At 68.4% G+C, this 22,602-nt stretch carries 18 protein-coding genes; 11 read left to right on the top strand and 7 right to left on the bottom strand.

The annotated features are described in order from the left end of the window. Positions 1-236 precede the first annotated feature (236 nt). Complete coding sequence (locus tag ACZ6SA_RS48785) at positions 237-1,460, top strand: outer membrane protein assembly factor BamB family protein (protein WP_465836295.1); 1,224 nt, start codon at positions 237-239, stop codon at positions 1,458-1,460. A 120-nt stretch (positions 1,461-1,580) separates the two neighbouring features. Here ACZ6SA_RS48785 and ACZ6SA_RS48780 read toward each other — a convergent pair whose 3' ends face one another. Further along, positions 1,581-4,070, bottom strand: a complete 2,490-nt coding sequence (locus ACZ6SA_RS48780) for a hypothetical protein (RefSeq protein ID WP_465836293.1) — start codon at positions 4,068-4,070, stop codon at positions 1,581-1,583. A 194-nt stretch (positions 4,071-4,264) separates the two neighbouring features. Between ACZ6SA_RS48780 and ACZ6SA_RS48775 the strand changes: the two genes are divergently transcribed. The 4 genes from ACZ6SA_RS48775 (at position 4,265) to ACZ6SA_RS48760 (ending at position 9,276) form a co-directional block, all read left to right on the top strand. Further along, the gene (locus tag ACZ6SA_RS48775) at positions 4,265-6,211 is read left to right on the top strand and encodes a tetratricopeptide repeat protein (RefSeq protein WP_465836291.1); all 1,947 of its coding nucleotides are present in this window, start codon (positions 4,265-4,267) and stop codon (positions 6,209-6,211) included. Positions 6,212-6,339: 128 nt separating this feature from the next. Continuing rightward, a complete protein-coding gene (locus ACZ6SA_RS48770) occupies positions 6,340-6,840 on the top strand; it encodes an anthrone oxygenase family protein (RefSeq protein ID WP_347643592.1) in 501 nt (166 codons plus the stop codon). A gap of 280 nt (positions 6,841-7,120) precedes the next feature. Next, the gene (locus ACZ6SA_RS48765) at positions 7,121-9,127 is read left to right on the top strand and encodes an AfsR/SARP family transcriptional regulator (protein WP_465836288.1); all 2,007 of its coding nucleotides are present in this window, start codon (positions 7,121-7,123) and stop codon (positions 9,125-9,127) included. Then, positions 9,124-9,276: a hypothetical protein gene (locus tag ACZ6SA_RS48760; protein ID WP_347643590.1), complete on the top strand. Its 153-nt coding sequence runs from the start codon at positions 9,124-9,126 to the stop codon at positions 9,274-9,276. Before ACZ6SA_RS48765 ends, ACZ6SA_RS48760 begins: the two co-directional genes overlap by 4 nt. Before the next feature lie 16 nt (positions 9,277-9,292). On the opposite strand, the gene ACZ6SA_RS48755 is transcribed toward ACZ6SA_RS48760, so the two are convergent. After that, complete coding sequence (locus tag ACZ6SA_RS48755) at positions 9,293-9,790, bottom strand: hypothetical protein (protein WP_465836286.1); 498 nt, start codon at positions 9,788-9,790, stop codon at positions 9,293-9,295. Between the two features lie 214 nt (positions 9,791-10,004). Next, a complete protein-coding gene (locus ACZ6SA_RS48750; RefSeq protein ID WP_465836284.1) occupies positions 10,005-10,238 on the bottom strand; it encodes a hypothetical protein in 234 nt (77 codons plus the stop codon). Between the two features lie 122 nt (positions 10,239-10,360). On the opposite strand from ACZ6SA_RS48750, the gene ACZ6SA_RS48745 reads away from it, so the two are divergent. After that, positions 10,361-11,089, top strand: coding sequence for a 3-keto-5-aminohexanoate cleavage protein (locus ACZ6SA_RS48745; RefSeq protein ID WP_465836282.1), 729 nt, complete (start codon positions 10,361-10,363; stop codon positions 11,087-11,089). Between the two features lie 42 nt (positions 11,090-11,131). Here the strand turns inward: ACZ6SA_RS48745 and ACZ6SA_RS48740 are convergent, their stop codons facing one another. Further along, positions 11,132-11,692, bottom strand: coding sequence for a PadR family transcriptional regulator (locus ACZ6SA_RS48740; RefSeq protein ID WP_465836280.1), 561 nt, complete (start codon positions 11,690-11,692; stop codon positions 11,132-11,134). A gap of 189 nt (positions 11,693-11,881) precedes the next feature. On the opposite strand from ACZ6SA_RS48740, the gene ACZ6SA_RS48735 reads away from it, so the two are divergent. The 3 genes from ACZ6SA_RS48735 to ACZ6SA_RS48725 all read left to right on the top strand — a co-directional run bounded on the left by ACZ6SA_RS48735 (position 11,882) and on the right by ACZ6SA_RS48725 (position 16,885). Next, the gene (locus tag ACZ6SA_RS48735; RefSeq protein WP_465836277.1) at positions 11,882-14,287 is read left to right on the top strand and encodes an ATP-binding protein; all 2,406 of its coding nucleotides are present in this window, start codon (positions 11,882-11,884) and stop codon (positions 14,285-14,287) included. 661 nt (positions 14,288-14,948) lie between these two features. Next, positions 14,949-16,361 (top strand): WD40 repeat domain-containing protein, encoded by a 1,413-nt coding sequence (locus ACZ6SA_RS48730; protein WP_465836275.1) that lies wholly within the window; start codon positions 14,949-14,951, stop codon positions 16,359-16,361. Then, on the top strand, positions 16,322-16,885 hold the full coding sequence (locus tag ACZ6SA_RS48725) for a hypothetical protein (RefSeq protein ID WP_465836273.1): 564 nt from the start codon (positions 16,322-16,324) through the stop codon (positions 16,883-16,885). Before ACZ6SA_RS48730 ends, ACZ6SA_RS48725 begins: the two co-directional genes overlap by 40 nt. Positions 16,886-16,949: 64 nt before the next feature. On the opposite strand, the gene ACZ6SA_RS48720 is transcribed toward ACZ6SA_RS48725, so the two are convergent. The 3 genes from ACZ6SA_RS48720 to ACZ6SA_RS48710 form a co-directional block, all read right to left on the bottom strand. Further along, entirely contained in the window at positions 16,950-17,498 is a 549-nt protein-coding gene (locus ACZ6SA_RS48720; RefSeq protein ID WP_347643583.1) for a dihydrofolate reductase family protein, read from the bottom strand. 84 nt (positions 17,499-17,582) lie between these two features. Continuing rightward, positions 17,583-18,413, bottom strand: a complete 831-nt coding sequence (locus tag ACZ6SA_RS48715) for an alpha/beta fold hydrolase (protein ID WP_465836270.1) — start codon at positions 18,411-18,413, stop codon at positions 17,583-17,585. 721 nt (positions 18,414-19,134) lie between these two features. Beyond that, complete coding sequence (locus tag ACZ6SA_RS48710; protein WP_465836268.1) at positions 19,135-20,382, bottom strand: erythromycin esterase family protein; 1,248 nt, start codon at positions 20,380-20,382, stop codon at positions 19,135-19,137. 364 nt (positions 20,383-20,746) lie between these two features. On the opposite strand from ACZ6SA_RS48710, the gene ACZ6SA_RS48705 reads away from it, so the two are divergent. Continuing rightward, positions 20,747-21,550, top strand: a complete 804-nt coding sequence (locus ACZ6SA_RS48705; RefSeq protein ID WP_465836266.1) for a S1 family peptidase — start codon at positions 20,747-20,749, stop codon at positions 21,548-21,550. A 567-nt stretch (positions 21,551-22,117) separates the two neighbouring features. After that, the gene (locus ACZ6SA_RS48700; RefSeq protein ID WP_465836264.1) at positions 22,118-22,513 is read left to right on the top strand and encodes a hypothetical protein; all 396 of its coding nucleotides are present in this window, start codon (positions 22,118-22,120) and stop codon (positions 22,511-22,513) included. Positions 22,514-22,602: the final 89 nt, after the last annotated feature.

Raw genomic sequence — 22,602 nt, 5'->3', positions numbered from 1 at the left:
TCGACAACCCTTCTACCAGGGGCTCTTCTACTTGTCGATCAAGCTCTTCCGCGCAGCATGCCCGCGACCTGCGGCTTCAGGTTGGAAAACACTCAGTGATGACCGGCGGCACCACGCAGTAGAGAGGGCGGCCCAGTCGGTGGACTGGGCCGTTTCTCTGGTTCGGCGTTGCCGGGCGTGCAAGGAGAATAGGTCTTTCTTCTCAACCCCCTCACCCGATACGGAGGTCATCGAGCGTGACCGTAGGCACCGTGCCCCACGGCGATCTGGCCCGCACCGGCCGGTGTGCCGGTCCGGGCATCGTCAGCGAACCGCAGGTGGTAAGGAGGTTCTCCACTCCTGCGAGCCCTTCGCTTCCGGCTGCCGCCGATGGGGTGATGTACGTGAGCGACGCCGAGGGCAACGCCTGCGCCTTCGACCTCGGCACAGGCCATCGGCTGTGGATCCGGCAGCACTGCGCCAACCCCCTGGATCACGACGACTGGGGTGGGTTGCGCTTGCAGCGGCCCCCGGCTCTCACTCGCGGCCTGGTCATCATCGACACAGGTGAGGAGATCTTCGGGTGCGACAGAGGCGACGGACGGTTGAGGTGGAAGTCCGAAGGAGCAGGCAGACCCACCGTGGTCGACGACCTGCTTCTGGCAACCGATTTTGGGCTCATGGCGCGCGACGCTGCCTCGGGCCGGCTCCTCTGGCAGGCCGACGAGCGATCCGGCGACCACACGTACGCCCTGCTCAACGTCCATCCCACCATCGCGGAGGACATGCTGCTGGTGACCGAGGGGTATGAGCCGCACCGCCACGAAGACAGCGGGGTGCATGCCTTCGACCTGCGCACCGGCGCTCTGCGCTGGGAGATCTGGGGAGATGACGAACCGGCGTGCGCCCAGATACCGCCCTGTGCCAACCCGGACGCCGTGCTGGTCATGGGTCCGCCCGTCTGGGCACGCGGTCTCGTGTGGATACGCCATTACCGGGTGCATGGTGCCGATCTCCCGGACGAAACGAAGCTGGTCGGCCTCGATCTGAGGACGGGGCGACCGCAGCGGACACTTGCCTTGGAGGGGGTTGACGACTATTTGGAGCCTCACATCGGAGCGCCGATCTTCGGGCCCGATCTGGCCTACTGCCAGGCCGATAAGCGGATCGACGCGCTGGATCTCGTCACCGGGACCGTTCGATGGAGCAGACGCCTGGCCACGTCCATGGTGGGAGCGCCATTGCTCGCCGGAGACGTGCTGCACGTGGCCATCGAGAACGGTGGCCTGCACGGCTTCGACGCCGGCACCGGCGACCCGAGATGGAGCATCGCCTTGGAGGAGACCACCACGTGGTCGGCGGCGGACGTCCTCTACAAGTTAGGCGAGGTGGCGGGATATGACGAGGTCGCGGCCCCCTTCGTCCTCACGGACGGGCATCTTTTCGCCCGCACCGACAACGCCGTGCTCATGCTCCGCTGAAAGATCAGCCAGCCCTGCGCCGAGGCCACCGCTTCAGCCACGGTGATGCGGTTCGATCGAACGCCGGGATCTCATCCCGGCGTTCGATCGCGTCACGACAGCGGCAGCGGGGCGAAGCCGTCAAAGGAAGCCCGGTACGACGTCCAGCGCGAGGGTTCCGCCCTGCCATCCGCTCACCAGCCAGGGCACGGCGGCGTAGTAGAGCCCGATCCCGAGCACGAGTCCCACCATCAGGCCCCCGGCGGACCACAGAACCCGTCCGCGGCTCCCGGCGAAGGCGCCGAACAGCAGGCCCAATCCGGTCACCAGGACCAGGGCGAGCGCTCCCGGCAGCAGGCCGGGGGGCGCGGCCATCAGGTTCCGCGGGTCGATCACCGTGACGTCCCAGCCGGCTTGGGCCACCGCCGCACGGACCCCGCTCACGTCCCCGGCGAGCCACCAGTCGGGGGTGGGCAGTGGCGGGCGTGCCGACGCCAGATTCCACGCCTGCAAGGACGGAAGGTCCACCAGAGCGCCGGGCTCATTGAGCGGAATGCCTGGCATGTGCTCGACGACACCGGCGAGCTGAACCCGCACCCGCTGCCGGCCCAGAGCCATGAAGCCGGTCTCGCCCGTGGTGAGCTTCGCGGAGGTGGCCAGCTCGGGCGTGAGCACGATGGGCAGCGGCCGGTCAGGAGAGGCGTCCACCGGCACCGGCCGCACGACGGCCGCGGCGGCATTCACCTTGAGCGAGAACAGCCCTCCGCCGTCCTGCGCGCCTTCCGACCAGCGCTGATCCCGCGTCAGGGCCACCTGCCGGCCGTCGGCGCTCAGCACGGTCACGGTGACCACATGAGGGGAGTCGTCGGTCGAGTCCGCCAGGAAACCACGGACGGCGAGGGGATAGGCGATCTGGCCGCCCGGCCCCGCCAGACCGGCCAGGTCCACGTCGGCCTTCGTGGTGCCCTCGCGCAGCGGTGCGACGGGCAGGTGGTGCCAGACGCCGAGCGCGTCGGAGAGCACCACGCGCAACCGCGGCGGGTCGGCGTCGGCGGGCGCCTCCGTCTCGACGGTGAGCGTACGAGGGGTGCCGGGGAGGTTCAGGGCGCCGATCCTCGGACGACCGGCGGCCATCGCGGCCGCCATCTGGGTGACACTACGGTCCGACAGGCCGGGCCGTAGCCGCATCACCTCGGCAAGGTGGTCCGCGTCGATGCCCAGGAGCGTGGTGCGCCGAAGGTCGACCTCGGTGCGGTCGCGGTGGCCCGGCACGGCGGCGGTGACGCCGGGCAGCGCGGCGAAGGCCGTGCCACGGCCCAGCACGTCCGGCTTGCCGCCCGCGGCGGGGCCGGTCAGCCGCAGATCCGCTCCGGTCAGGTGGGCCGCCTGATCCATCTGGGACGTACGCCAGGTCGCCGCGCCTCCGGCCGCGACCACGGCCACCGCGGCGGCCACGGCGGCGGCGGTCGCCGCCCTACCCGGTCTCGGCACCTTGACCTCGACGAGCAGGAGCACCGCCGCGAGCAGCGCCATCGCCATCGCCGGCAGGAGCGACCCCACATCGAGGCCCGGCGGCGGTGGCCGCAGCCCTGAGGCGGGCCACCATGGCAGCGTGCCGGCCAGGGTGAGCAGGGGCCGGGCGGCGAAAGGCCCGACGATCGCGCAGCACGCGACCAGCACCTCCGTACCCGGGTGCGGCTTGCTCTGCCCGGGGCTGGGCAGCAGCACCAGCGCCAGGGCCAGGGCCGCCGTCAGGCCGAGGACCGTCCATCGGGCCGCCGAAGCGCCTGCCTCCTGCCGGGCGAGCGACTCGGGAAGGGCGCTGAACGGCGCGCAGTCGGGACATCCGCTCGCCTGAAACCGCTCCCGCAGGCCGGCCAGCCGGGTGGCCGCCTCATGCAGCCGCCCGAGCGACATGCCGCGCAGATCGGGGGTGATGGTCCAGGTCGCGTCCACCGTCGTTGCGAAGTTGTCAAGGAAGGTCGCCTGGTCCACCATGAGCGGGCCGTACGTCGTGTAGCCGTCCCGCTGGACACCGGGGCCGAACATCGGGTCGGCGGCCCAGCGTGGGCCACGCGGGTCCTCCGGCACGAACACCCCGGTGATCCTGACCTTCACCGGCTTGGCGTCGATGCGACCGACCGTGGTGAACACCTGCCCGGTCGTCAGACCGGTGTACGAGGCGGCGGCCTGGGAGATCGTCGCCTCGATCGGCTCGGTGCGCGAGCGCGGCCAGGAACCGGACACCAGCCTGGCATGCTGCTGGAACCCGTCGAAACTGTCGAACCTGAGCCGTTCCGGCCGCCGGTATCGCACGTTCTCCTGGCCCGGCATGGCGTAGCCGTCCGAGCGGAGCAAGGTGGTCACCTGCCGGGGCTCGCCGCCCAAGGCCCAGTCCGCCTGCTCCCGGACGATGCGGTCAATTGTGGTGAAGTTCTCCGCGTTGATGAATCCGGCGACCTTGACGTCGACATCCTGCGGTGACGCGGTCTCCATGGCATGCCGCACTCCCCCGTCGCCCAGGGAGAAGGCGCTCAGGCCGAGCCCGCCGAACACCGTGGCCACCAGCAGGACCAGGACGGCGAGCCGTAACCCGGGCACCGCGCTTGAGCCGTCTTCACGTGTCCCCATGGCCAGCCGGCTCCCTTGGTGTCGAGATCCCCGATGATCGGATCGGTCGGACATGCCGACGGTTTCGGGCGGAGACAAGCGCTCAACGTCCGCACAGAGACTATGAGCGCAGGTGAGGACATCGCGAGGGCATGCGATGGACATTTGCGGGGCACCGGGCTTGTGTCGTGGGAAACCGCGTTACTGTCCCGACCATGGTGGAGAATCGCATCAATTCGGAGATGTTGCTTCGACATCCCGGCTTACCCGACGGCCCCGATCTGCGATACGCCCACGTCCTCATGGAGGAGATCGAGGCTCTGCGCGGGCAGCCCCGCGAAGCCTGGCCCATGCCGTACGCGCTGGCCCAGCCGTTGCGGAGGCTCGGCGCCGAGTTGGAGCACCCAGGCTGGTACTCGCTCGCGCGGCTGGCCTATCTCGAAGCGACCGATGTCTACCGAGCGGATGACCAGGCCGTCGGCGACGTCCTGGACGACTACCACCACACGCTCAGCTCTCTGGGCGACGTTCTCATGGAGTTGCGGCGCTACGAGGAAGTGCTGCCGATCAAACAGGAAGAGCAGGCGGTGGGCCTGCGCCTGGCGATCATGGACACGTCCGCCCTTGACCTGGCGAACGACGCGCGAACCATGTTCATCCGCATCTTGGTGCGGCTCGGGCGGCACGGTGAAGCGCTGGACTCGGCGGCAGAGGCGGTCCGGGAGATCCGGCGGCAACCGGACGGCAAACCCGGCCGGCCCAAGGATTACACCCTGGCGTACGCGCTCGCCCAATATGCCGACTGCCTGACCGGCGTCGGCCGTTTCGACGAGGCCGTCGGCGCCGCCGCTGAGACGGTGAACATCTGGCGCGGTCACCACGGCACCGGTGATGAGCTGGACTGGCTCGTCACGAGCCGGCTCTGCGAGGCGTTGGGGCGGCTGGGCGACGCCTTCGCGGAGGTCGGGCGATACGAGGAGGCGTACGCGGCCTTCATCGAGCGCGTGGACGTGTGCAGGCGGTCGGTCGATGGGGACGACGACTTCTACGGGTTGCGCGCCCTGGCCATCACGCTGAACAACGTCGCCATCGGCCTGAAACGGTCAGGTCGGTGGCGAGAGGCGGTGGCCGCCGACGAGGAAGCCGTGGAGCTCGATCGCGCACTCGCGGCTCGGGCGCTGGACCGCCGGCACCGGTTCGAGCGCTTGTTTCCCGATTCGGATGAGGAGCAAGCTCTCTACGCGGGTGGTCAGCCGATGGGCAGGGACCTTTTCGACGACGGCGGGCTGAGCGAAGTCCATGACCTTTTCGATGACGAGGAACTCGACGAGGAATTCATCGAGACCATCGAGTTCGACGATGAGATCCGGGACGATCACCTCGCCGCTTTCCGCGAGGAGGTCCGCGAGGCCGAGCTGAGCTTGTGCGTCAGCCTCGACAACCTGGGCGTTGACCTGCATGACCTGAACCGGCCCGAGGCGGCGCTGGCGGCGAGCGTCGAGGCCGTCGAGATCGCCCGCCGTAACCAGGACGCCGCCCCGCAACTCGCGCTGGCGTTGAACAACATGTCGTGCGACCTGGCGGTCCTGAACCGTCAGGAGGAGGCGGTGGAGGCCGCGCGGGAGGCCGTCACCCTGCTCACCACCCTCGCGGCCACCGACCCCGAGACGCACGAGCGGACTCTCGGCCTCGCGCTGCACACGTTGTGCGTGTCGGCGTCGAGAACGAACCCTAGCGAGGCATCGAGAACGGGCCCGTACGAGGAGGAGGCCCTGGCCGCCTCGCTGCGATGCCTGACCGTCTATCGGCGCCTCCACCAGCTCGGCCCGCACCGTCTGGCCGGAGACCTCGCTCTGGCGTTGACCGACCACGGCCTCATACGATCCCGGCGAGGTGAACACGCCGAGGCGCTGGCGGCCACGGCGGAGTCGGTGGAGCTGTACCGGCTGCCGGCCGCGCGGCATCCGGCTGGCTTCGGCGGCGGGCACGCGAGCGCACTGCTGAATTTCGCCGAGGTCCACTCGGCCGCCGGCGCGCATGTGGAGGCCCGTACGGCGGCGGAGGAGGCGGTCGCGCTGTACGAGTCGCTGGCCGTGGACCTGCCCGAGGCTTATGAGCCCGGCCTGGCCCGCGCGCGCTCGGTTCTGAGCCGCCTGATGTAAGAAGAGCCGGGTTTCGGACCCGTTTCATCGCCGCTTCAGGCCACTGCGAGCGGGTGCGGGCGTTATCAATTGACGAATGCGTCCGCGACTTCTGACACTTTATATGCGTGATGCGAAAGGCAAGAAGAATGTTTGTTCTGCGTACGGCCGTGCTCATCGCGGCGACCATGGCGACCGGCCTCGTGGCGGGAGTGTGCGGGCTCTACCAGCACACCATCATGCGCGGCCTCGCCCGCACGGACGACCGTACCTTCGTGAGCGCCTTTCAGGCCATCGACCGCGCCATCATGAACCCCTGGTTCATGATGGCCTTCATGGGTGCGCTGGTCTTCACCGGGCTGGCGGCGGTGCTCCACTTCGCGCAGGACGTCCGCTCGGTGCTGCCCTGGCTGATCACCGCGTTCGTCCTCTACCTGATCACCTTCGGCATCACGATGGCCGTCAACGTGCCGCTCAACGAGGCCATCAAGGCGGCCGGCGATCCGGCCGGGATCGCGGACCTCGGTGAGGTGCGCCGCCAGTTCGACGAGGCGAGGTGGTCCGGCTACAACCTCGTCCGTACGATCACCACCACCGTGGCGTTCGGCGTCCTGTGCTGGGCGCTCGTCATCAGCGGCAACGCCGACTGACGGTCCCGCGCGCCCGTGCGGTGCCCGCAACAAGTCTTGTGAATGTCCGGTCGAATTGGTGGTCGAACCCACCGGACCTGCGCCATGATGAATACGGGGAGCACAGGTTTCAATACGGCCCGGCAGACCTGCCGACCGTGATTATCGAAGACCAGTCGGCTATTTCTTCGACGGTCGGGTCCGACGGCAGGCCGGCGACGGCGCCGTGGATTCATGAGGTTCAATGGTGTTCGAAGATACTGATCTCGCATTCAATGTGCTGGGGCCTTTGGAGGTGTATGTGCGAGGCCGGCTGGTGCCGGTCGGCTCTCCCAAGCAGCGGGCGCTGCTGGCGACGTTGGCGCTGAAGGCGGGAAGCCCGGTGTCCAACAAGGACCTCGCGGTCGCGGTGTGGGGTTGCGACCAGCCGGAGGCGCCGCGCCGGGCCGTGCAGCTCATCGTGTCGCGGGCTCGTACGCTGCTGGGCGGAGCCGCCATCGTCACGTGCGCCGACGGCTACCTCATAGAGGTTCGGCCGGAGCGGCTCGATCTGGGGCGGTTCCGATACTGGCTGGAGCAGGCGGAGGTGGCCGCCGGACGCTCGGATCCGGAGATGGAGGCAGCCGCTCTCACCGAGGCGCTGGCCCAGTGGCGCGACAGACCGCTGGCGGGCATCCCGTCCGATTTTCTCGAACAGCAGGCGAACCAGCTGGTGGAGCGGCGGCTGCGGGCGCTGGAGCGGCGCTTCGACGTCGACCTGCTGCTGGGCCGCCATCACGACCTCGTGAGCGAGCTCATGGAGATGACCACGCGGCATCCGTTGCGTGAGCGGTTCTGGGCCCAGCTCATGACGGCTCTGCATCACAGTGGCCGGCGGGCGGAGGCGCTGGAGGCCTATCACACCGGGCGGCAGCACCTCGTCGAGACGCTGGGCATCGAGCCCGGGGAAGAGCTGCGCCGGCTCCAGATGACCGTTCTCGGGCATGGGGCGGCCGAACCGGAGGTCTCGGCGACGGCCCTCACCGTGCCGAGGCAGTTGCCGTCGCCGATCTCGGTGTTCGTGGGGCGGAGGCGGGAGATCGCCGAGCTGGACCGCCTGACCACGGAGCGGGGACCGGGTCCGGGATCGATCGTGCTGATCAGCGGGACCGCCGGGGTGGGCAAGACCGCGCTGGCACTGCACTGGTCCCGCCGCGTGGCCGACCTGTTTCCCGATGGCCAGTTGTGGGCCGACCTGCGCGGCTACGATCACCGCCCGATGACGAGGCCGGAGCAGGTGCTCACCTCGTTCCTGCGTGCCCTGCACGTGCCGGAGCGGGACATCCCGCCGGACCTGGAGAGCCGGAGCGCCCTCTACCGGTCGCTGATGGACGGCCGGCGCGCGCTCGTCGTGCTCGACAACGCGCGTACCGCGGAGCAGGTGCGCCCCCTGATTCCCGGCAGTGCCCCCAACACCGTGGTCGTGACCAGCCGCTCGCGGCTCACCGGCCTGGTGGCCGCCGACGGTGCCCAGACGATCGCCCTGGACGTGTTCAGCTCTCAGGACGCCGGCGAGATGCTGAGCGCACGGCTCGGGGCCGACCGGATCGGCGCCGAGCCCGCCGCCACCCGGCGGATCGTGGAGCGGTGCGCACACCTGCCACTCGCGCTCGCCGTCGCTGCGGCCCGCCTGAGCCAGCAGCCTCATCAGACTCTGGCGGCGGTCGCAGACCGTCCGCAGGCCCTATGGGAGATCCCGGACGAGTTCCCGGGTCCCGACACCGCCACCGATGTCCGCGCCGTCTTCTCCTGGTCATACCGGACGTTGAGCGAGCCGGCCGCACGCCTCTTCCGGCTCATGGGCGTGCACCCCGGGACCCAGATGACCGCCGCCGCCCTGGCCAGCCTGGCAGCGATGCCGCTCGATGACCTGCAGCCGTTGCTGGACGAACTGACCGGCGCCAACCTGGTCACCGAATCCGCGACCGGCCACTACGGCCTGCACGCACTGCTCCACGTCTACGCCGGCGAACTCGCCAGGACGCATGATGACGCGAGCGAGCGACGGGCGGCCCTGCGCCGGGTCCTCGACCACTATCTGCACACCGCGTACGCCGCCGCCACGCTGATCGAGCCGGCGGACGACTCCATCCGCCTCGCGCCGCCCGACTCCGCGTCGACGCCGTTGTCCCTTCAGGACCGGGACCAGGCCCTGGCCTGGTTCAGGGCCGAGCACACCAACCTGATTGCGGCGATCGAAAGGGCCTTCGGCCACGGGTTCGAGACCCATGCATACGTGGCAGGTGGCCGACAAGCATCCGGCGAGTGAGCCGGAAACTCCCGCAGACCATGACCCGAAACCTCTATCTCACACGCGTCACGGCTGAGGCCACTCCCGACGAGCAGGGTCGCACGGTCGATCTGCTCGCCAGCGGAATCGACGACTGGCACGGGCAGGTCGGCACCCAGGGCGGATAGCGGCGCCCGTGCGGGATCAGCCGCAGTTGTCTTCCATTTTGATCATGCACTGCCAATCCACCACCCAGAGCCGGTGGTCGCCTGCGGTGAGCCCGGCGACCACCTCAAGGTCCTCTATGAGTTCTCCGGGCTTCGGCGGCTCGTCGCGCTTCAGGAGCTCCTTGCAGGAGTAGGCGGACCATTTCTGTGCTGCGAGACCTTCCTCGCCCCGCTTGCGACACTCGTCCTTGCTGAAGGTGCCGTAGTAGATCTCCCCTCCCGGCTTGCCCGTCCAGGTGGGGCTTGAGTGAGGTGAAGCCGCGGGGTGAGATTCCACAGGGGAGGAGGGCGAGGGAGAGACTGGCACCACAGGCGCCTGGAGCGTCCCCGGAGTGGGCGTCGAGACAGGGTCGGCCGCTCTCGCGAGTCGAATCCCCTGACGAGAAGAGGCCCCCGACGTTTCGCCTGCCGTGCCCGTTGTGGAGGTGACCACGATCACCACGCTGACCACTGAGCTCACGATGAGGATGAGCACGGCCGCAGCGCAGGAAACGACGACTCCGGACCGCCACCGTTTATCCCGCGGAAATGCCACGTGACCTCCCAACGCTCCTGGGGACAACCGCATGAAGGCATACGCCTTCATTTTTCGGAGTAGAAAGCAACCGATCAAGGCTTTGCGACCGGACATATTCCGAACATTTTGGTCGGTGGTCGGCCGAAGCGGTCGGCCGGAGGGCCGTCGCCCATCACCAATCGTAGGCCCGGTCGATCTCCCTGGCGTATTCGTTCTCTGCGGCCAGGTCTGCCCGGCTCGGCACATACCACAGGAACGGCGTTCGGACGTTCAAGAGATCGACGATGTACCGGCCGATGTCAATGCGGACCAGTTCCCGTGCCGGGACGGAGCGGAGGAGCCGAGCTTCGAGGACTTCGCCGTATAGCTGGAAGATGCTCTTTCCACCGATGCCGCGCCAGGGCAAGGGGCGAGATTCGGCTCTTGAGCGGGGCATTCGCCCGCTCGCCCGGACTTTTTCCGGGCATCTACACCGGCGTCGCCGTCGCCCGGCAGCGAGTGTCACACGCACCTGAGACGATGCATCACATGCTGCAGGTCTGTCTGAACGGCGCCAGAAACCGAATCGAGTCGGCCCACCTCCCCATGACCCCACAGGACCTGGCGGAGGCCGCCCGTGAGGCCGTCGAGGCCGGAGCTCAGGACATCCATCTCCACCCCAAGAACCACGACGGCGAAGACACTCTCGACCCCGCTCATGTCGACGCGGCGATCACTGCCGTGCGAGCGGCTGTCCCAGCCGTCCCCATCGGGGTCACAACCGGGGCGTGGACATTGCCCGATGCTCGGCAGCGAGCCGCGATGGTCGGCTCCTGGGCCGTGCTACCCGATCACGCGTCTGTGAACTGGCACGAAGACGGCGCCACGATCGTCGCGAGCGCGCTGCTGGAACGAGGTATCGGAATCGAAGCCGGTATCTACACCGAAACCGAAGCCGCCCGGCGCTTCCTCACGTGGCCACAACGACACCGCGTGCTGCGTGTCATTGCGGAGGTCACCGACACCAACCCGCAAACGGCCGCAACCACCGCCATCACCCTGTTGAACGAGCTCAGCGGCACGGGCCTGCCGATCCTTCTCCACGGTGAGGAGACAGCGGCCTGGACCGTGCTTCGCACCGCGGCCCTTCGCGGGCTGGACACCCGGATCGGCATGGAAGACGTACTCCGGCTACCCGACGGAGCTCCCGCCACGAGTAACGCGGCTCTGGTCCGGGCCGCGCATGCCATGATCCAGGAATTCCGGCAGGTCCAATAACCGACGTCACCATGGCTCCGGGCCCTCCGCGGAGGCCCTGCTCTATTCGCTGTCGGTCCGATGTCGGTGCATTGCGTCAGGGGCGCTCATCGCCACCGACGTGAACCAGTCGAGGGTGAAGCGGTGCGAGGCTATGCCGTATTCGAGAGTCGCCTTCTGATAAACCGCGATGTCGTGCTGCTCCTCACGCACGTCCACGGCGGCGATGTGCCGGCCGAGGGCGGAGAGCGCCGCGAGGTCGGTCTCGATGCGCGCTGTGATGCGGCGGAGCACCGGGACGCGTTCGGCGGGATCGAGCAGGCCGAGGAAGTACAGCCTCGACAGCGCCGCGGTCTCAAGGTCGGGCCCGGCCGGCTCCCCCATCATCCACGTGCGGAACTCCTCGCGGCCGGCGTCGGTCAGGCGGTACACCTTGCGTCCCCGGCCTCCGGTTTCGACGCTTGCGACCTCGATGAACCCCCGCTCCAGCAGGGTGCCCAGCGCGCGTTTGATGCTGCCGGAGCTGGCGCTGTAGAAGAGCGCGACGCCTGCCTCGAAGCCTTTGATGAGGTCGTAGAAGCTCGCCGGGGCGATCAGGAGCAGACCGAGGATCACATGGGCCATTGACGAAGCATATCTCGTTGACCCTCATAGACATGTCTAGTAGATATATTAACTGTGCACAAGACGGATGCGCCGCACGAGCGCGGCGAGGTCGGGTCCACCACCTCGCGAGCCACACACATGGGTCTCAGCCGCCGTCCCTCCGAGGGTCTGGCCGTGTCCTCTAACCTCCATCCCCAGGGTCACACCATGTCAATAGAAGCAGGAAAAGAGGCCTACGCCGCCACGGTCGGGAACGAACCGAGCCTGGGAGCCCTGCTGCGGGCCTATAGGGAACGGGCACTGCTGACTCAGCAGCAACTGGCCGACCGTGCCGAACTGAACGTCCGCACCATTCGCCGGCTCGAACTCGACATGGCGCGGCGCCCCCGCAGCACTTCCGTCTACGGGCTGGCCAAGGCGCTGAGCCTGACCCTCTCTGAGGAGAGGGAGCTGGCCACCGCGGCCCGCGCCGTTTCGATCGGTGCGGGCGACGTCCCCGCGACCGCCGGCAGTGGTGCTGAAATGGCCGCCGACGAGCCGCCTGAGCCGGACAGCACGCCGCGGCAGCTTCCGCCCGTCGCCGCGCATTTCGTTGGCTGGCGTACGGAGCTGGCCTTGCTGGATGACCTGCATAAGGAGTCCGGATCAGTGGCCGGGACACATCTGTCAGTGCTGATCGTCGGTGGTGCCGGAATGGGCAAGACGACGCTCGCGCTCCAGTGGTGCTCGGCGGTCGCGGACGACTTCCCGGACGGGCAGTTGTACGTCAATCTCAGAGGTTTCGGCACGCTGAGTCCCGTCGAGCCGTTGAACGCCCTGGCCGTGCTGCTGCGAAGTCTGGGCGTGGCCCCCGAAGAGATCCCCGATGACCTGGCGGTCGCGTCCGCGCTGTTCCGTAGCCTTACGGCGAACAGCCGGCTGCTGCTCCTCCTCGACAACGCGCTGGACAGCGAGCAGGTTCGCCCTCTGCTGCCCGGACATGGCTGCGCCGTCGTCGTCACCAGCCGTGACCAGCTACGCAGCCTGGCCGCCTGCGAGGCCACCGCCCGCATCCACATCCCGCCGCTCGGACCGCGAGATTGCGTGGAGTTGCTCAACCGGGTGTCCGGGCGCACCATGATCTCGTACGACGATCCGACCGTCCGTACGCTCACGAACCTGTGTGACAGCTCGCCTCTCGCGCTGCGGATCATCGGCGAACGCCTCGCGCGGCAGCCCGACGTCACTCTGCCCGAGATCGTCAACGAGATCGCCAACGGCCACGAACGGTTCGAGGTCTTCTACAGCGGCGACGACGCCCTTTCGGACCTGCGTACGGTCCTTTCCTGGTCCTATCAGCGGCTCGACCGGGACGCGGCGTGGATGTTGCGCGGGGTGAGCGCACTCTATCCGGGCTCCGACTTCAGCCTGGCGGCGGCCGGCGCCCTGTCGGGGTTCTCGGTCAAGCAGGCGCGCAGGCACCTGGATCGGCTCGTCTCCACGCACCTCGTGGAACAACACGGTGACCGCTACTCGCTGCACGACCTGGTACGCGCGTACGCTGCCGAGGAGAGCCGCCGGCACGATTCGCCCTCGACGCGCGCCGCGGCTGTCTCACGACTGCTGACCTGGTTCATCCACTCCATGTACGCCGCCGACGTCACTTTCACGCCCGGTCGCATGCGAGAGCCTCTGGGCGAGCTGGAAGCGCTCGGCGAAACGATGGAGCCCTTGGTGTTCGCCGACGTGTCCGCGGCCCTGGCCTGGTGCGACCTGGAACACCAGACGCTTACGGCGTTGCCCGCCTGGGCCCACGACAACGGCGAGCACCTCGCCGCCTGTCAGATCGCCTACCTGCTGCAGGTGTACCTCTTTCACTACGGGTACCACCACGATCTGCTCGCCGGCCACCGGGTCGCCCTGAGAGCGGTGCGGGAGATCGGAGACCGGCGGCTGGAGGGACACCTGCTCAGCGCGATGGGCAACGCGTCGTCCGAACTCGTCCGGCTGGAGGACGCGTCCCGGTATCTCCTCCGGGCGCTGGCGGTGATCCGGGACAGCGAAGATCGCCGTGGTGAGGCCAAGGTCCTCGGGAACCTCGCCATGAACGCCATCGACGTCCGCGACTACGCGACGGCACGAGAGCGATGTGAGCAGGCACTCGCCGTGGTGGCCGACTCAGGATACGAGCGTGGCCATGCGCACACCCTGGACACCCTCGGCGAGGCCCATTTCGGCCTTGGGGACATCGCCTCGGCGATCGAATGCTGGTCGCAGGCACTGGAGATCAATCGCCGCAGCGGCGCGCTCTTCGTACAGGCGACCAACATCACGAACCTGGGCCGCGCCTACTCCGCCCTGGGAGACCACGACAACGCGATCAAGCACCACCTGGAGGCGATCTCCGTGTGCCGGGCCATCGCAAGCCCCCGGGGAGAGGCCATGACGATCTTCAACCTGGGCAGCGCCTACCGTTCCCAGGGAAGGCTCGCGGACGCCGAAGCCGCCTGGCGGGAGTCGCTGGCCATCTTCTCCAGAGTCCGCGATGCCAAGGCCACCGACGTCTGGCGCGAGATGCAGACCCTGCGAGAGGCGAGCGACTACCGCTGCGCTCAGCAGGGCGATTTCACGTGAGCGCTAAGGAGGACCAGAATGGGCCCACGTCCACCATGGCGGAACAGTCCTCCCGGCGTGCGGATCCGGCGATGGCTGTCTGACGCGGGATCCGGCCTGCACGTCGTCACCGGCGGGGCGGCAGCATCCGAGCTGCTGAGCCGGGTGCTCGATGAAGTCCGTGAGGTGCCGGACCAGCCGACGTTCCCGATCGCGGACGGGGTCGGAGTGGCGCTGGGGCTGGTCGGCATGTCCGTACGCGACTGCGTGCGCCGGCTGGCCGGCGCGCTGACCCCTACGAGGCCCGCACATCGCATGGCCGACCTTGCGGACGCGCTGGCCGACCGCGACAGCGGCACCGTGACGGTGATCATGGACGGGCTGGAGGCCGCCCGCGACCCGCTTGGGGTGGCCGGCACCGTGGCACGCCGGCTGGCGGCCGAGCCCGGGGCGCGGGTGCTGGTCGGCACCCGGCCGCGTACCACCGGCAACGCCGACCTGGTGGCGGCCCTCGGGCCGGCCACGATCCTCCACCTGCCCGCGACCGACGACGACGCCGTGGTCCGGTCATGGCGGGAACTCCTGCGAGGGCTCGCCGATCGGGCGCCCCATGCCCCCGCGCTGCTGCACGCGCTCGGGTACGCGCTCGGCGGTGGCATGCCGGTCCGAGGTGAGGTTTGCGATGGCGGCGGCGATTCACCACGACGGCGCACGCCCCACCGAGGCCGAAACGGCACAGGTGTTACGGCTCGCCGAGGAGCTGGTCATCGCCGATGCGCCGGGCCTGATCCGGCTCCGTCACCACGACCTCGCCGCCGAATGCGGCCAGGGCGCCGCACCCGCGTCACGAGCGGCAGGGCACCGGCGGATCGCCGCCGCCCTACGGGATCTGGCCGCGAGACGCGGCTGGCCCGACGCCGACCGCTACATCCAGACCCGGCTCGCGGCCCATGCCGCGGCCGGCGACGCGATGGACGAGCTGCTGGCCGACAACGACGCCTTGGACCACCTCCACCCGGACCACCTGGCGGATGAGGTGACCAGACACTACGCGGGTCGCGCGGACCGGCCCGCGACCGCGGCCGGCCTGCTCATGAGCCAGGAGGCGCTGGCTGAGGCGGCCCCGGCCGAGCGGCGCATGCTGCGAGTGCTCGGCGCCAGAAAGGCCAACGCCACCCCGGCGGACACCCCCGGATCGGAGACCACGTGGTGGCCGCGATGGGCGAACCACCGCACCATCGGCTCACTGACCCGCCTCACCGGCCACCGGGCCTCCATCAACGCGATGGTGGCACTCCCGGTGCCCGATGGCCGAGTGATCATGGCCTCCGGCTGCGACGACGGTGTGATCCGGTTGTGGGATCCGCTCGCCGCCGAGCAGATCGGAGCGCCGCTGACCGGCCACCCTGGCGGCGTCCATGCGCTGGCCGGGCTCCCGCTCAAGGACGGCCGCACCGTGCTGGCCTCCTGGGGGCGGGATGGCCAGGTACGGCTGTGGGACCCGGTCACCGGCAAAAGCGCCGGCGTCTCCGCACACGGTCACCACGCCCGGAGGGACGGCACCGCGGCCGTCAGCGCGATGACCGCAATGCCCTGGCCTGACGGACGGCACATGATCGCTTCGGCCGGGACAGAGGACGGCGCCATCCGGTTATGGGATCCCGCGACCGGGGCCGACCTGGGCGGCGTGATCGTCGATGGCGCCGGCATCGCTAGCGCGATGACCACCGTACGGCTGCCCGGCGAGCGCACCCTGATCGCGGCCGGATTCGGCCGGCAGGTGTGCCTGTGGGATCCGTTCCTCGCCGCGGGCCACCCGGTCGGCCACAACCACCCCGTCTGGACGATGACCGCGGCGACCCTGGCCGGGAAACCGCTGCACGGGCCGACGGGACAATCCATGCTGGCCTCGACCGACATGTATTCGGCCCGGCTCTGGGATGCCGACACGGGCACACCGATCCAGCACTTCGTCCCCCCCGGCGTGAGTGGGGCTCCCAGGCCGTGGCATGGAGTTTGCGGACCCGGCGCGAGCATCGGCGCTTCACCCTTGAGATGGACTCCGACATGTACACCGACGCGCTGCTTCCCGTGATGATCGACGGGACTCCCGCGATCGTCACCGTAACGAACGACGACGAGGACGAGGAGGATGTGCTGCTGGTGTCGGTCTGGGACGTGCGCACCGGCGACCTGATCGGTCAATCGTGGCGCGTGCCGTACGACGGCCGGAGCACGGTGGTAACCGCGGGACTCGTGTCCGGGGTGCCGGTGATGGCCTTGTACGCGCCCGACGACAGGATCCGGTTGCGGCGGCTGCCGGACAACGCACCGATCGGCAGCCTGCCCGTGGCCGACGTGGGAAAGCCGAAGGTGATCTGCATCGGCAACCTCGGCGACGTTCCGATCCTGGCCGCCGGCCACAACGATGGTGTGGTCACCCTGTGGGATCTGACCCAACGCCACCGGTGCGCCACCATCGACGGGCTCGGGACCATCAACGATCTCCTGGTGACGGCGACCGGTCTGATCATCGTCGCCACCGACGATGGCCTGACCGCCATCCGCGCCTCCCTGGCCCCCGCCGGCGCGCCGCCCGAAGAGACCCGGGCACCCTGACGAGCGCGAATCTGGAGCTGACAGGGCGCCCCGGGCAGGCAGGCCGCCTGCCCGGGAGTGCCGGTCAGGTGAGCGGCTGGTAGGTCAGGTGGAGGACGCCGTTCCCGAACTCCTGGTGGGCCTTCAGGCTCATGGTCAGGGGCGGGGCGTCGGGCGGGAAGAGACGGCTTCCCTGGCCGAGGGTCAGCGGGTAGACGAAGAGGTTGAGCTCGTCCACCAGGCCATCGGCGAGCAGGGCCCGCACCAGGGTGCCGCTGGCGCTGATGAAGATGTCGCCCTCGGCCTCGTCCTTGAGCTTCCGGATGACGTCGGGGTCGTACGGGCCCAGGATGGTGGAGTTTCGCCAGGTCAGCTCGCTCAGGGTGGAGGTGACGATGTGCTTGGGCGTGTCGTTGAAGAAGGACGCGTGCGGGTCGTCAGCGCTGGAGCGCGTGGACCACGGCTCCTCGAATGCCTCATAGGTGACTCGGCCGAACACGATGGCGCGGCAACGCCGCGTGATGCCGGCAACGGTCTCGTTCATCGCGTCGGTGAAGGTATAGCCGGCCGACCAGCTCGGATCGTCGATCACGCCGTCGGCGGTGATGAACTCGTGGACCAGGATCTTTCCCAAGGTGATGCCTCCCTATGGGGTGCCGTGCGGAAGCGCGGGCGGCACTGGCGGTGGTGGGTCGTATGAACGGGCGATCGAGCCTCGTCAGGGCTGCTTCAGCCACTCGATGAGCGCAGCGGCCAAGTGCTCCGGGGACACGCCGTGGTTCTCGCCGGGGAGTTCGCGAGCCGTGGCGTCCGGCAGGACGCCGACCAGGGCGTGGGCCGCCTCCGCGAACCCCGGGAAGGCGCCGTCGCCGTACGCCACCAGCGTCGGCAGCCCGATCCCCGCGAACCGCCCGAGGGCCGCGGGGTCGCCGCTCATGGTGTCGCCCATGGCGGCGGCGTCGTTGGGAAGCGAAGACGCGATCCGCTCCAGATCCGCCCAGAAGGGCTCGGCACGCATCCCCTCGACGGACTCCGCGGGGAACGCGCAGGCTTCGACGAAGAACAGGGTGACCGCGGCACCGGGGCGTCCGCCGGCCAGCTCCCGCTGGACCCGCTCCCGGTAGCCGGGCGCGAGCGGCGGGCGGGCGTCGGTGACGACGAAGGGCGGCTCCCACAGCGCGAGCGCGGTGATCGGCAAACCCGCCAGCACGGCGTGCAGGGCCAGCACCCCGCCCGAGGAGAACCCGAGCACGGCGGCCGTACCACCGACCTGGCCGATCAGCGCGGCGATGTCGCCGACCTCCGCCCGGATCGCCGCCTCCGAAGCCAGCGCCGGATCGGTGGGACCGCTCTCCCCCCGCCCGCGCCGGTCATAGGTGATCACGGTGTGATGGCCGGACAGCCCCCGGGCGATGTCACCCTCGGTGGGCTGGGTGTTCCGATAGTCCATGGCACCGTTGACGATCACGATCCCCGGCCCGGAGCCGACCGAGGTGAACGCGATCTCGGTCCCGTCGGCCGAACGAGTGGTGCCATTGATGGCGGTCATGTCCAACTCCCTGGATATTCCTCGGCATGAAACAGTGCAGAAACTTCGGCTCGGTCGATTGCCCTCAGCGGAGGCGATCGACGTGCTCCACGGCATCGCCCCGCGGCTGGGGCAACCGCGACGCCGGGCGTATATTCACTTTCTGGGTGCGGAAGTCTTCGTCACGCACCACACGTCCTGATCGCGGGCCGTAACGCTCCGGAAGAGATCGTCACGGAGCCGGAAAAGGCCTTCTGATCATCAGAGGCGATCAGCCCTGACGCTTCCGGCGCGGAGATTGTCCTCAGCGACGCTGCCCTGACGACGCGACACCGCTGATCTCGTGCTCATGAACGCTTTCCTCCGGCCGCTGGAGCTTTCTTGAGAGTATGGGCCTTCGGCTCCACCCGGAAAAGGGCACAGACCGGACAATTTCCGGACATTTCATCGCGATCCGCTTGGAGGCGGGCAGGAGTGGCGGACCATGATCCGCACAGCGGAACGGACGCATTCTCCAAGCTCTCGAACTTCGGCCGCCCGAGCATACCGTTCCGGCGACTTCAGACCAGCGTCACCACCTTGCGGCAACAATCCCCTTTAAAACGCAAATCGTTTTGTGGCCGACGGGAACAGCGAACGCCTTCCGCATGGTCACGTCGGCGCCGCTGGTAGCGGCTTCGGCGGGGCGGGCGTCCCGCGCCGCCGCATGGGGCCGAGACGATGCGACCGCTCGGCGCCGATCCTAGAGCGGCTGGCAGGGGGTGATCACCTGCCGGTGGACGATCACGTCGAACCACTGCGCCAGCGAGCCGCCCTCCATGTACGACTTCTGCGCGAACTCCGGGTTGTAGCCGGCATAGCCGCGTACCTTGGCTGGGGCGCGCAACCACTCACGCACGGCCTCCGGTGCCTCGCCCCGCAGGTCCACGACGTACTCGGCGGGACCGTTGCCGGCGAAGGCGTCGCCGAAGACGCGGTTGGCGAAGCCCGGGTCCGGGCGCGGCACCAGTGCGGGAGCGACGCCGCAGGCGGAGCCGGTGCCAAGCGTGCCGTGGTCGAACTGCACGCCGATCGACCGATAGCGGTCGCCGTACCAGCGGCGCAGGTAGGAGCCGGCGTTGTCGAAGACGAGTGGCGGGCCGCCGAGCGTCAGCCGCAGGCCCGGGGCGGCGGCGGTGTGCGCGGTCGACGCCCAGTAGGCGACCTTGTCGCCGGTGCGGTGCTGCCACCAGCGCAGGTTCTCGGCGGCGCGGGCGTCGCGATAGGCGTAGATGTCCTCGAACGGCAGGTTGAAAGCCTCGTACCAGGACAGAATCTGGCGGGCGTTGTGCAGGGCCAGTTGCTGGTCGTCGTTCTTGGGCAGCCGTTCGACCAGTCTGTACACGGCGCGGGCGTGGCTGATGAAGGGCCGCTTGTTCGTCACGCCGCGGTACCAGGTCAGGTTGGCCTGGGTGTTCTCGTGGCGGGGTGCGATGAACTTCAGGTGGCGCCGCACCTCGCGCAGCCGATGCGGCGCGGCCTTGGCCACGTACGAGGAGACGGCGTCGTGCGCCATGGAGCGGGTGGCGTAGTACTCAACCCCGACGAACTTCACCTTACGGTCGGGGTGGCCCGCGTTGTAGGACCGCAGCCAGGCCAGCACGTCACGTACCTCGCGGGTCCGCCACGTCGTCGTCAGCTCGCCCATGAGCGCGTCGAGGTCGCCCTCGCCGGTGAGGACATAGCGGTTGACCCGCACGCTTGTCGTCCAGTCCTCCTCCCACGCGATCGAGCGGAATCCCATCTCCTCCACCAGGTATTTCAGGAGGCCGAACTTGACCACGGCCTCCTCGTGAGTGCTGTGGGTGGACTCGCCCAGGCCGACGATGGTGGCCCCACCGATCGACTCCTTGGTGATCTCCTGCCGCGAGTTCTGCTCGATCCAGTCGATCACCTGAGGGTCGGTGACAGGCGTGGCGGCCAGAACGCCTGCCATGAGTAGATGCAACATGAGGACTCCGTTCCGAATGAGGCGATGAACCAAGAGTTCCGCTCACCGGGGCCTGGGACATCCAGCAGGCGAGGCATCGCCGACTACACCGAGCGACGTAACTGACGGCGCTTCTGGGTCAACCCGCCCGCCCGTGATCGGCTGAGGAGGGTTCGTCAGCGCGCGATATCTCCAGAGAAGACGCCAGGTCAATGTGGGTGCCACCGGAGGTCGTATTTCCCCGGCTGCGAAGCGTGCGTCCTGTGCGTGGCATTCGGTAATGCCGTCCATGAAGCCGGGGTGAAACCGACTTCTTCCTATGATGCTCCCCCAGCGCGCCAGACTCGGTGGCGTCCGACTTGGACAGGAAGAAATGAAACAAAGAATGTTCGGCCGTATTCTCGTGTTCGCGGCAGCGACAATGGTCACCTTGGGCGGGCAGGCGAAGGCCTTCGCGGACGACCCCGGCTACAACCCTCAGCTCATTGGCGGGAGCCCGGCCACCGAGCAGTATGAATTCGCCGCGACGCTGCTGTACAAGGACCAGGGTGAGCGGCCGACCCCCGTCCGGTGCGGAGGCGCGTTGATCGCCCCCGAGTGGGTCATCACCGCGGCGCACTGTGTCGCCGGCCGGAATCCCGCCGACTTCAAGGTGAACGTGGGCTCCAACGACTACCTGGGCGGCAAGATCGTCGATGCGGCCGCGTTCGTGGCGCACCCGTACTGGGACGACACGACCGTGAAGAACACAGGTGACATCGCGCTGATCAAGCTGGCGACACCGTCGCGGGCCCGGCCGATCAAGGCTGTCCGGGAGCCGGACGCCGGCACCCCGGCACGCCTGATCGGCTGGGGCAGGACGGTGGCCGACGATCCCGCGTCGATGCCGCGCGAACTCCTGCAACTCGATACGAAGCTACTGCCCACCCCAGCGTGCGACTTCGGTGACGAATTCTCGATCACCCCCGGCGACCTGTGCGTCGAGCGAGGGAACGACGGTGCCGCCGGTGCGTGCAACGGTGACTCAGGAAGCCCACTGCTGCAGAACGTCAGAGGCGAATGGCGAATCGTCGGCGTCGACAGCCGTAGCGGCGGCGATTCGTGCCTGGCCACCGACGAGGTCTTCACGTCCACCGCCTACTACTGGAGCTGGGTCACGAGCACCATGGCCGCACCCCGGTCCCCCTGATGTCAGGCGTCGCGACCGCCGCGGGCCCCGAATCTCACAGTGGTACGGCGAGTGCCCGGCCAGGTCCGCGGGCCGGCCTTTCCCGGCTCGTCACGAGGCCCATCGCGGAGGCGGGCCGGCAGTGAAGGGCGGGCCGGTCGCGGTTTACCAGGTCGGTGTTGCCGTCGCGCCGTGGGCGGGTTGCCCGCTCGTGGGTCCGACCGGCCGCCGGCGGATCACGGTCATCAGGAATGGCCTCGTCCAGCACCTGGCAGTGTTCACCGGTTAAGTGGCTGTTCGCCCCCTGCTGACTTTGCCGGGGCCCCCGTCGTGGCGACTGATGAAGCCGGCTTGAAGCCCGTCGACTGCTTCAATGGGCCGTAGTCACAAGGACGGCCGACGCCGTCGTCATAGTGATCACCGATCGTATCGGCGACAGAGCCGGATCGTTGGAAACCGCCAGGAGACACCGAAAGGAGATTCAGAAATGACTCTCGAGCAGTTGGCCGTCCAAGTCGAGGAAAAGTTCGACGTGCTCTGCGCGTACACGGTGCGTTGCATGTCCATGACCGAGGCCTGATACAGCGCATGGACCTTGCCAGAGGCGCTACGCCGGCCATGCTCACGGAGCAGATGCGGAACGTCCTCACGGAAAAGCTCTCAGACAGGACGGCTGCGGAACTTGAGCTCCAGATCGATGAGTGCCTGAAGTTTCTGACAATTACGTCGGTCATGCAGGAGAACTTTTTTCCGTTGAGCAAAGAAGTCGATGAGGTCTGGCACGAGTTGATCTCCGAGACGGGAGAGTATCAGCGGCTGTGTGACCGACTGCCAGGACGACGGTTTCTTCACCATTCCGCGATAACTCTGGCCGAGTACGCTCAGCAGCGCGACACATCAACCGTGGTAAAGCAGTTGCTGGACTGGATTCCGAACTATGTGCACTATTTCGGCGACTATACGGAGGAAAGCGCCAGACATTGAATGCTTTTCATCCAGCCTCACGGAGCTGAAGGACGAGGATCGCTTTGACGAGCTGACCTGCGAGAAGTGGGCAGCAGCGGAGTTTGCGC

This window comes from Nonomuraea sp. NPDC049378 (assembly GCF_055586745.1).
This window is presented reverse-complemented; position numbering and strand designations above follow the sequence as displayed.

Excerpts from the sequence above, each read along its gene's own strand:
- ACZ6SA_RS48780 (WP_465836293.1), bottom strand. The coding sequence starts at position 4,070 with ATGGGGACACGTGAAGACGGCTCAAGCGCGGTGCCCGGGTTACGGCTC.
- ACZ6SA_RS48775 (WP_465836291.1), top strand. The coding sequence starts at position 4,265 with ATGGTGGAGAATCGCATCAATTCGGAGATGTTGCTTCGACATCCCGGC.
- ACZ6SA_RS48770 (WP_347643592.1), top strand. The coding sequence starts at position 6,340 with ATGTTTGTTCTGCGTACGGCCGTGCTCATCGCGGCGACCATGGCGACC.
- ACZ6SA_RS48745 (WP_465836282.1), top strand. The coding sequence starts at position 10,361 with ATGCTGCAGGTCTGTCTGAACGGCGCCAGAAACCGAATCGAGTCGGCC.
- ACZ6SA_RS48740 (WP_465836280.1), bottom strand. The coding sequence starts at position 11,692 with ATGGCCCATGTGATCCTCGGTCTGCTCCTGATCGCCCCGGCGAGCTTC.
- ACZ6SA_RS48735 (WP_465836277.1), top strand. The coding sequence starts at position 11,882 with ATGTCAATAGAAGCAGGAAAAGAGGCCTACGCCGCCACGGTCGGGAAC.
- ACZ6SA_RS48730 (WP_465836275.1), top strand. The coding sequence starts at position 14,949 with ATGGCGGCGGCGATTCACCACGACGGCGCACGCCCCACCGAGGCCGAA.
- ACZ6SA_RS48725 (WP_465836273.1), top strand. The coding sequence starts at position 16,322 with ATGGACTCCGACATGTACACCGACGCGCTGCTTCCCGTGATGATCGAC.
- ACZ6SA_RS48715 (WP_465836270.1), bottom strand. The coding sequence starts at position 18,413 with ATGACCGCCATCAATGGCACCACTCGTTCGGCCGACGGGACCGAGATC.
- ACZ6SA_RS48710 (WP_465836268.1), bottom strand. The coding sequence starts at position 20,382 with ATGTTGCATCTACTCATGGCAGGCGTTCTGGCCGCCACGCCTGTCACC.
- ACZ6SA_RS48705 (WP_465836266.1), top strand. The coding sequence starts at position 20,747 with ATGTTCGGCCGTATTCTCGTGTTCGCGGCAGCGACAATGGTCACCTTG.
- ACZ6SA_RS48700 (WP_465836264.1), top strand. The coding sequence starts at position 22,118 with ATGGACCTTGCCAGAGGCGCTACGCCGGCCATGCTCACGGAGCAGATG.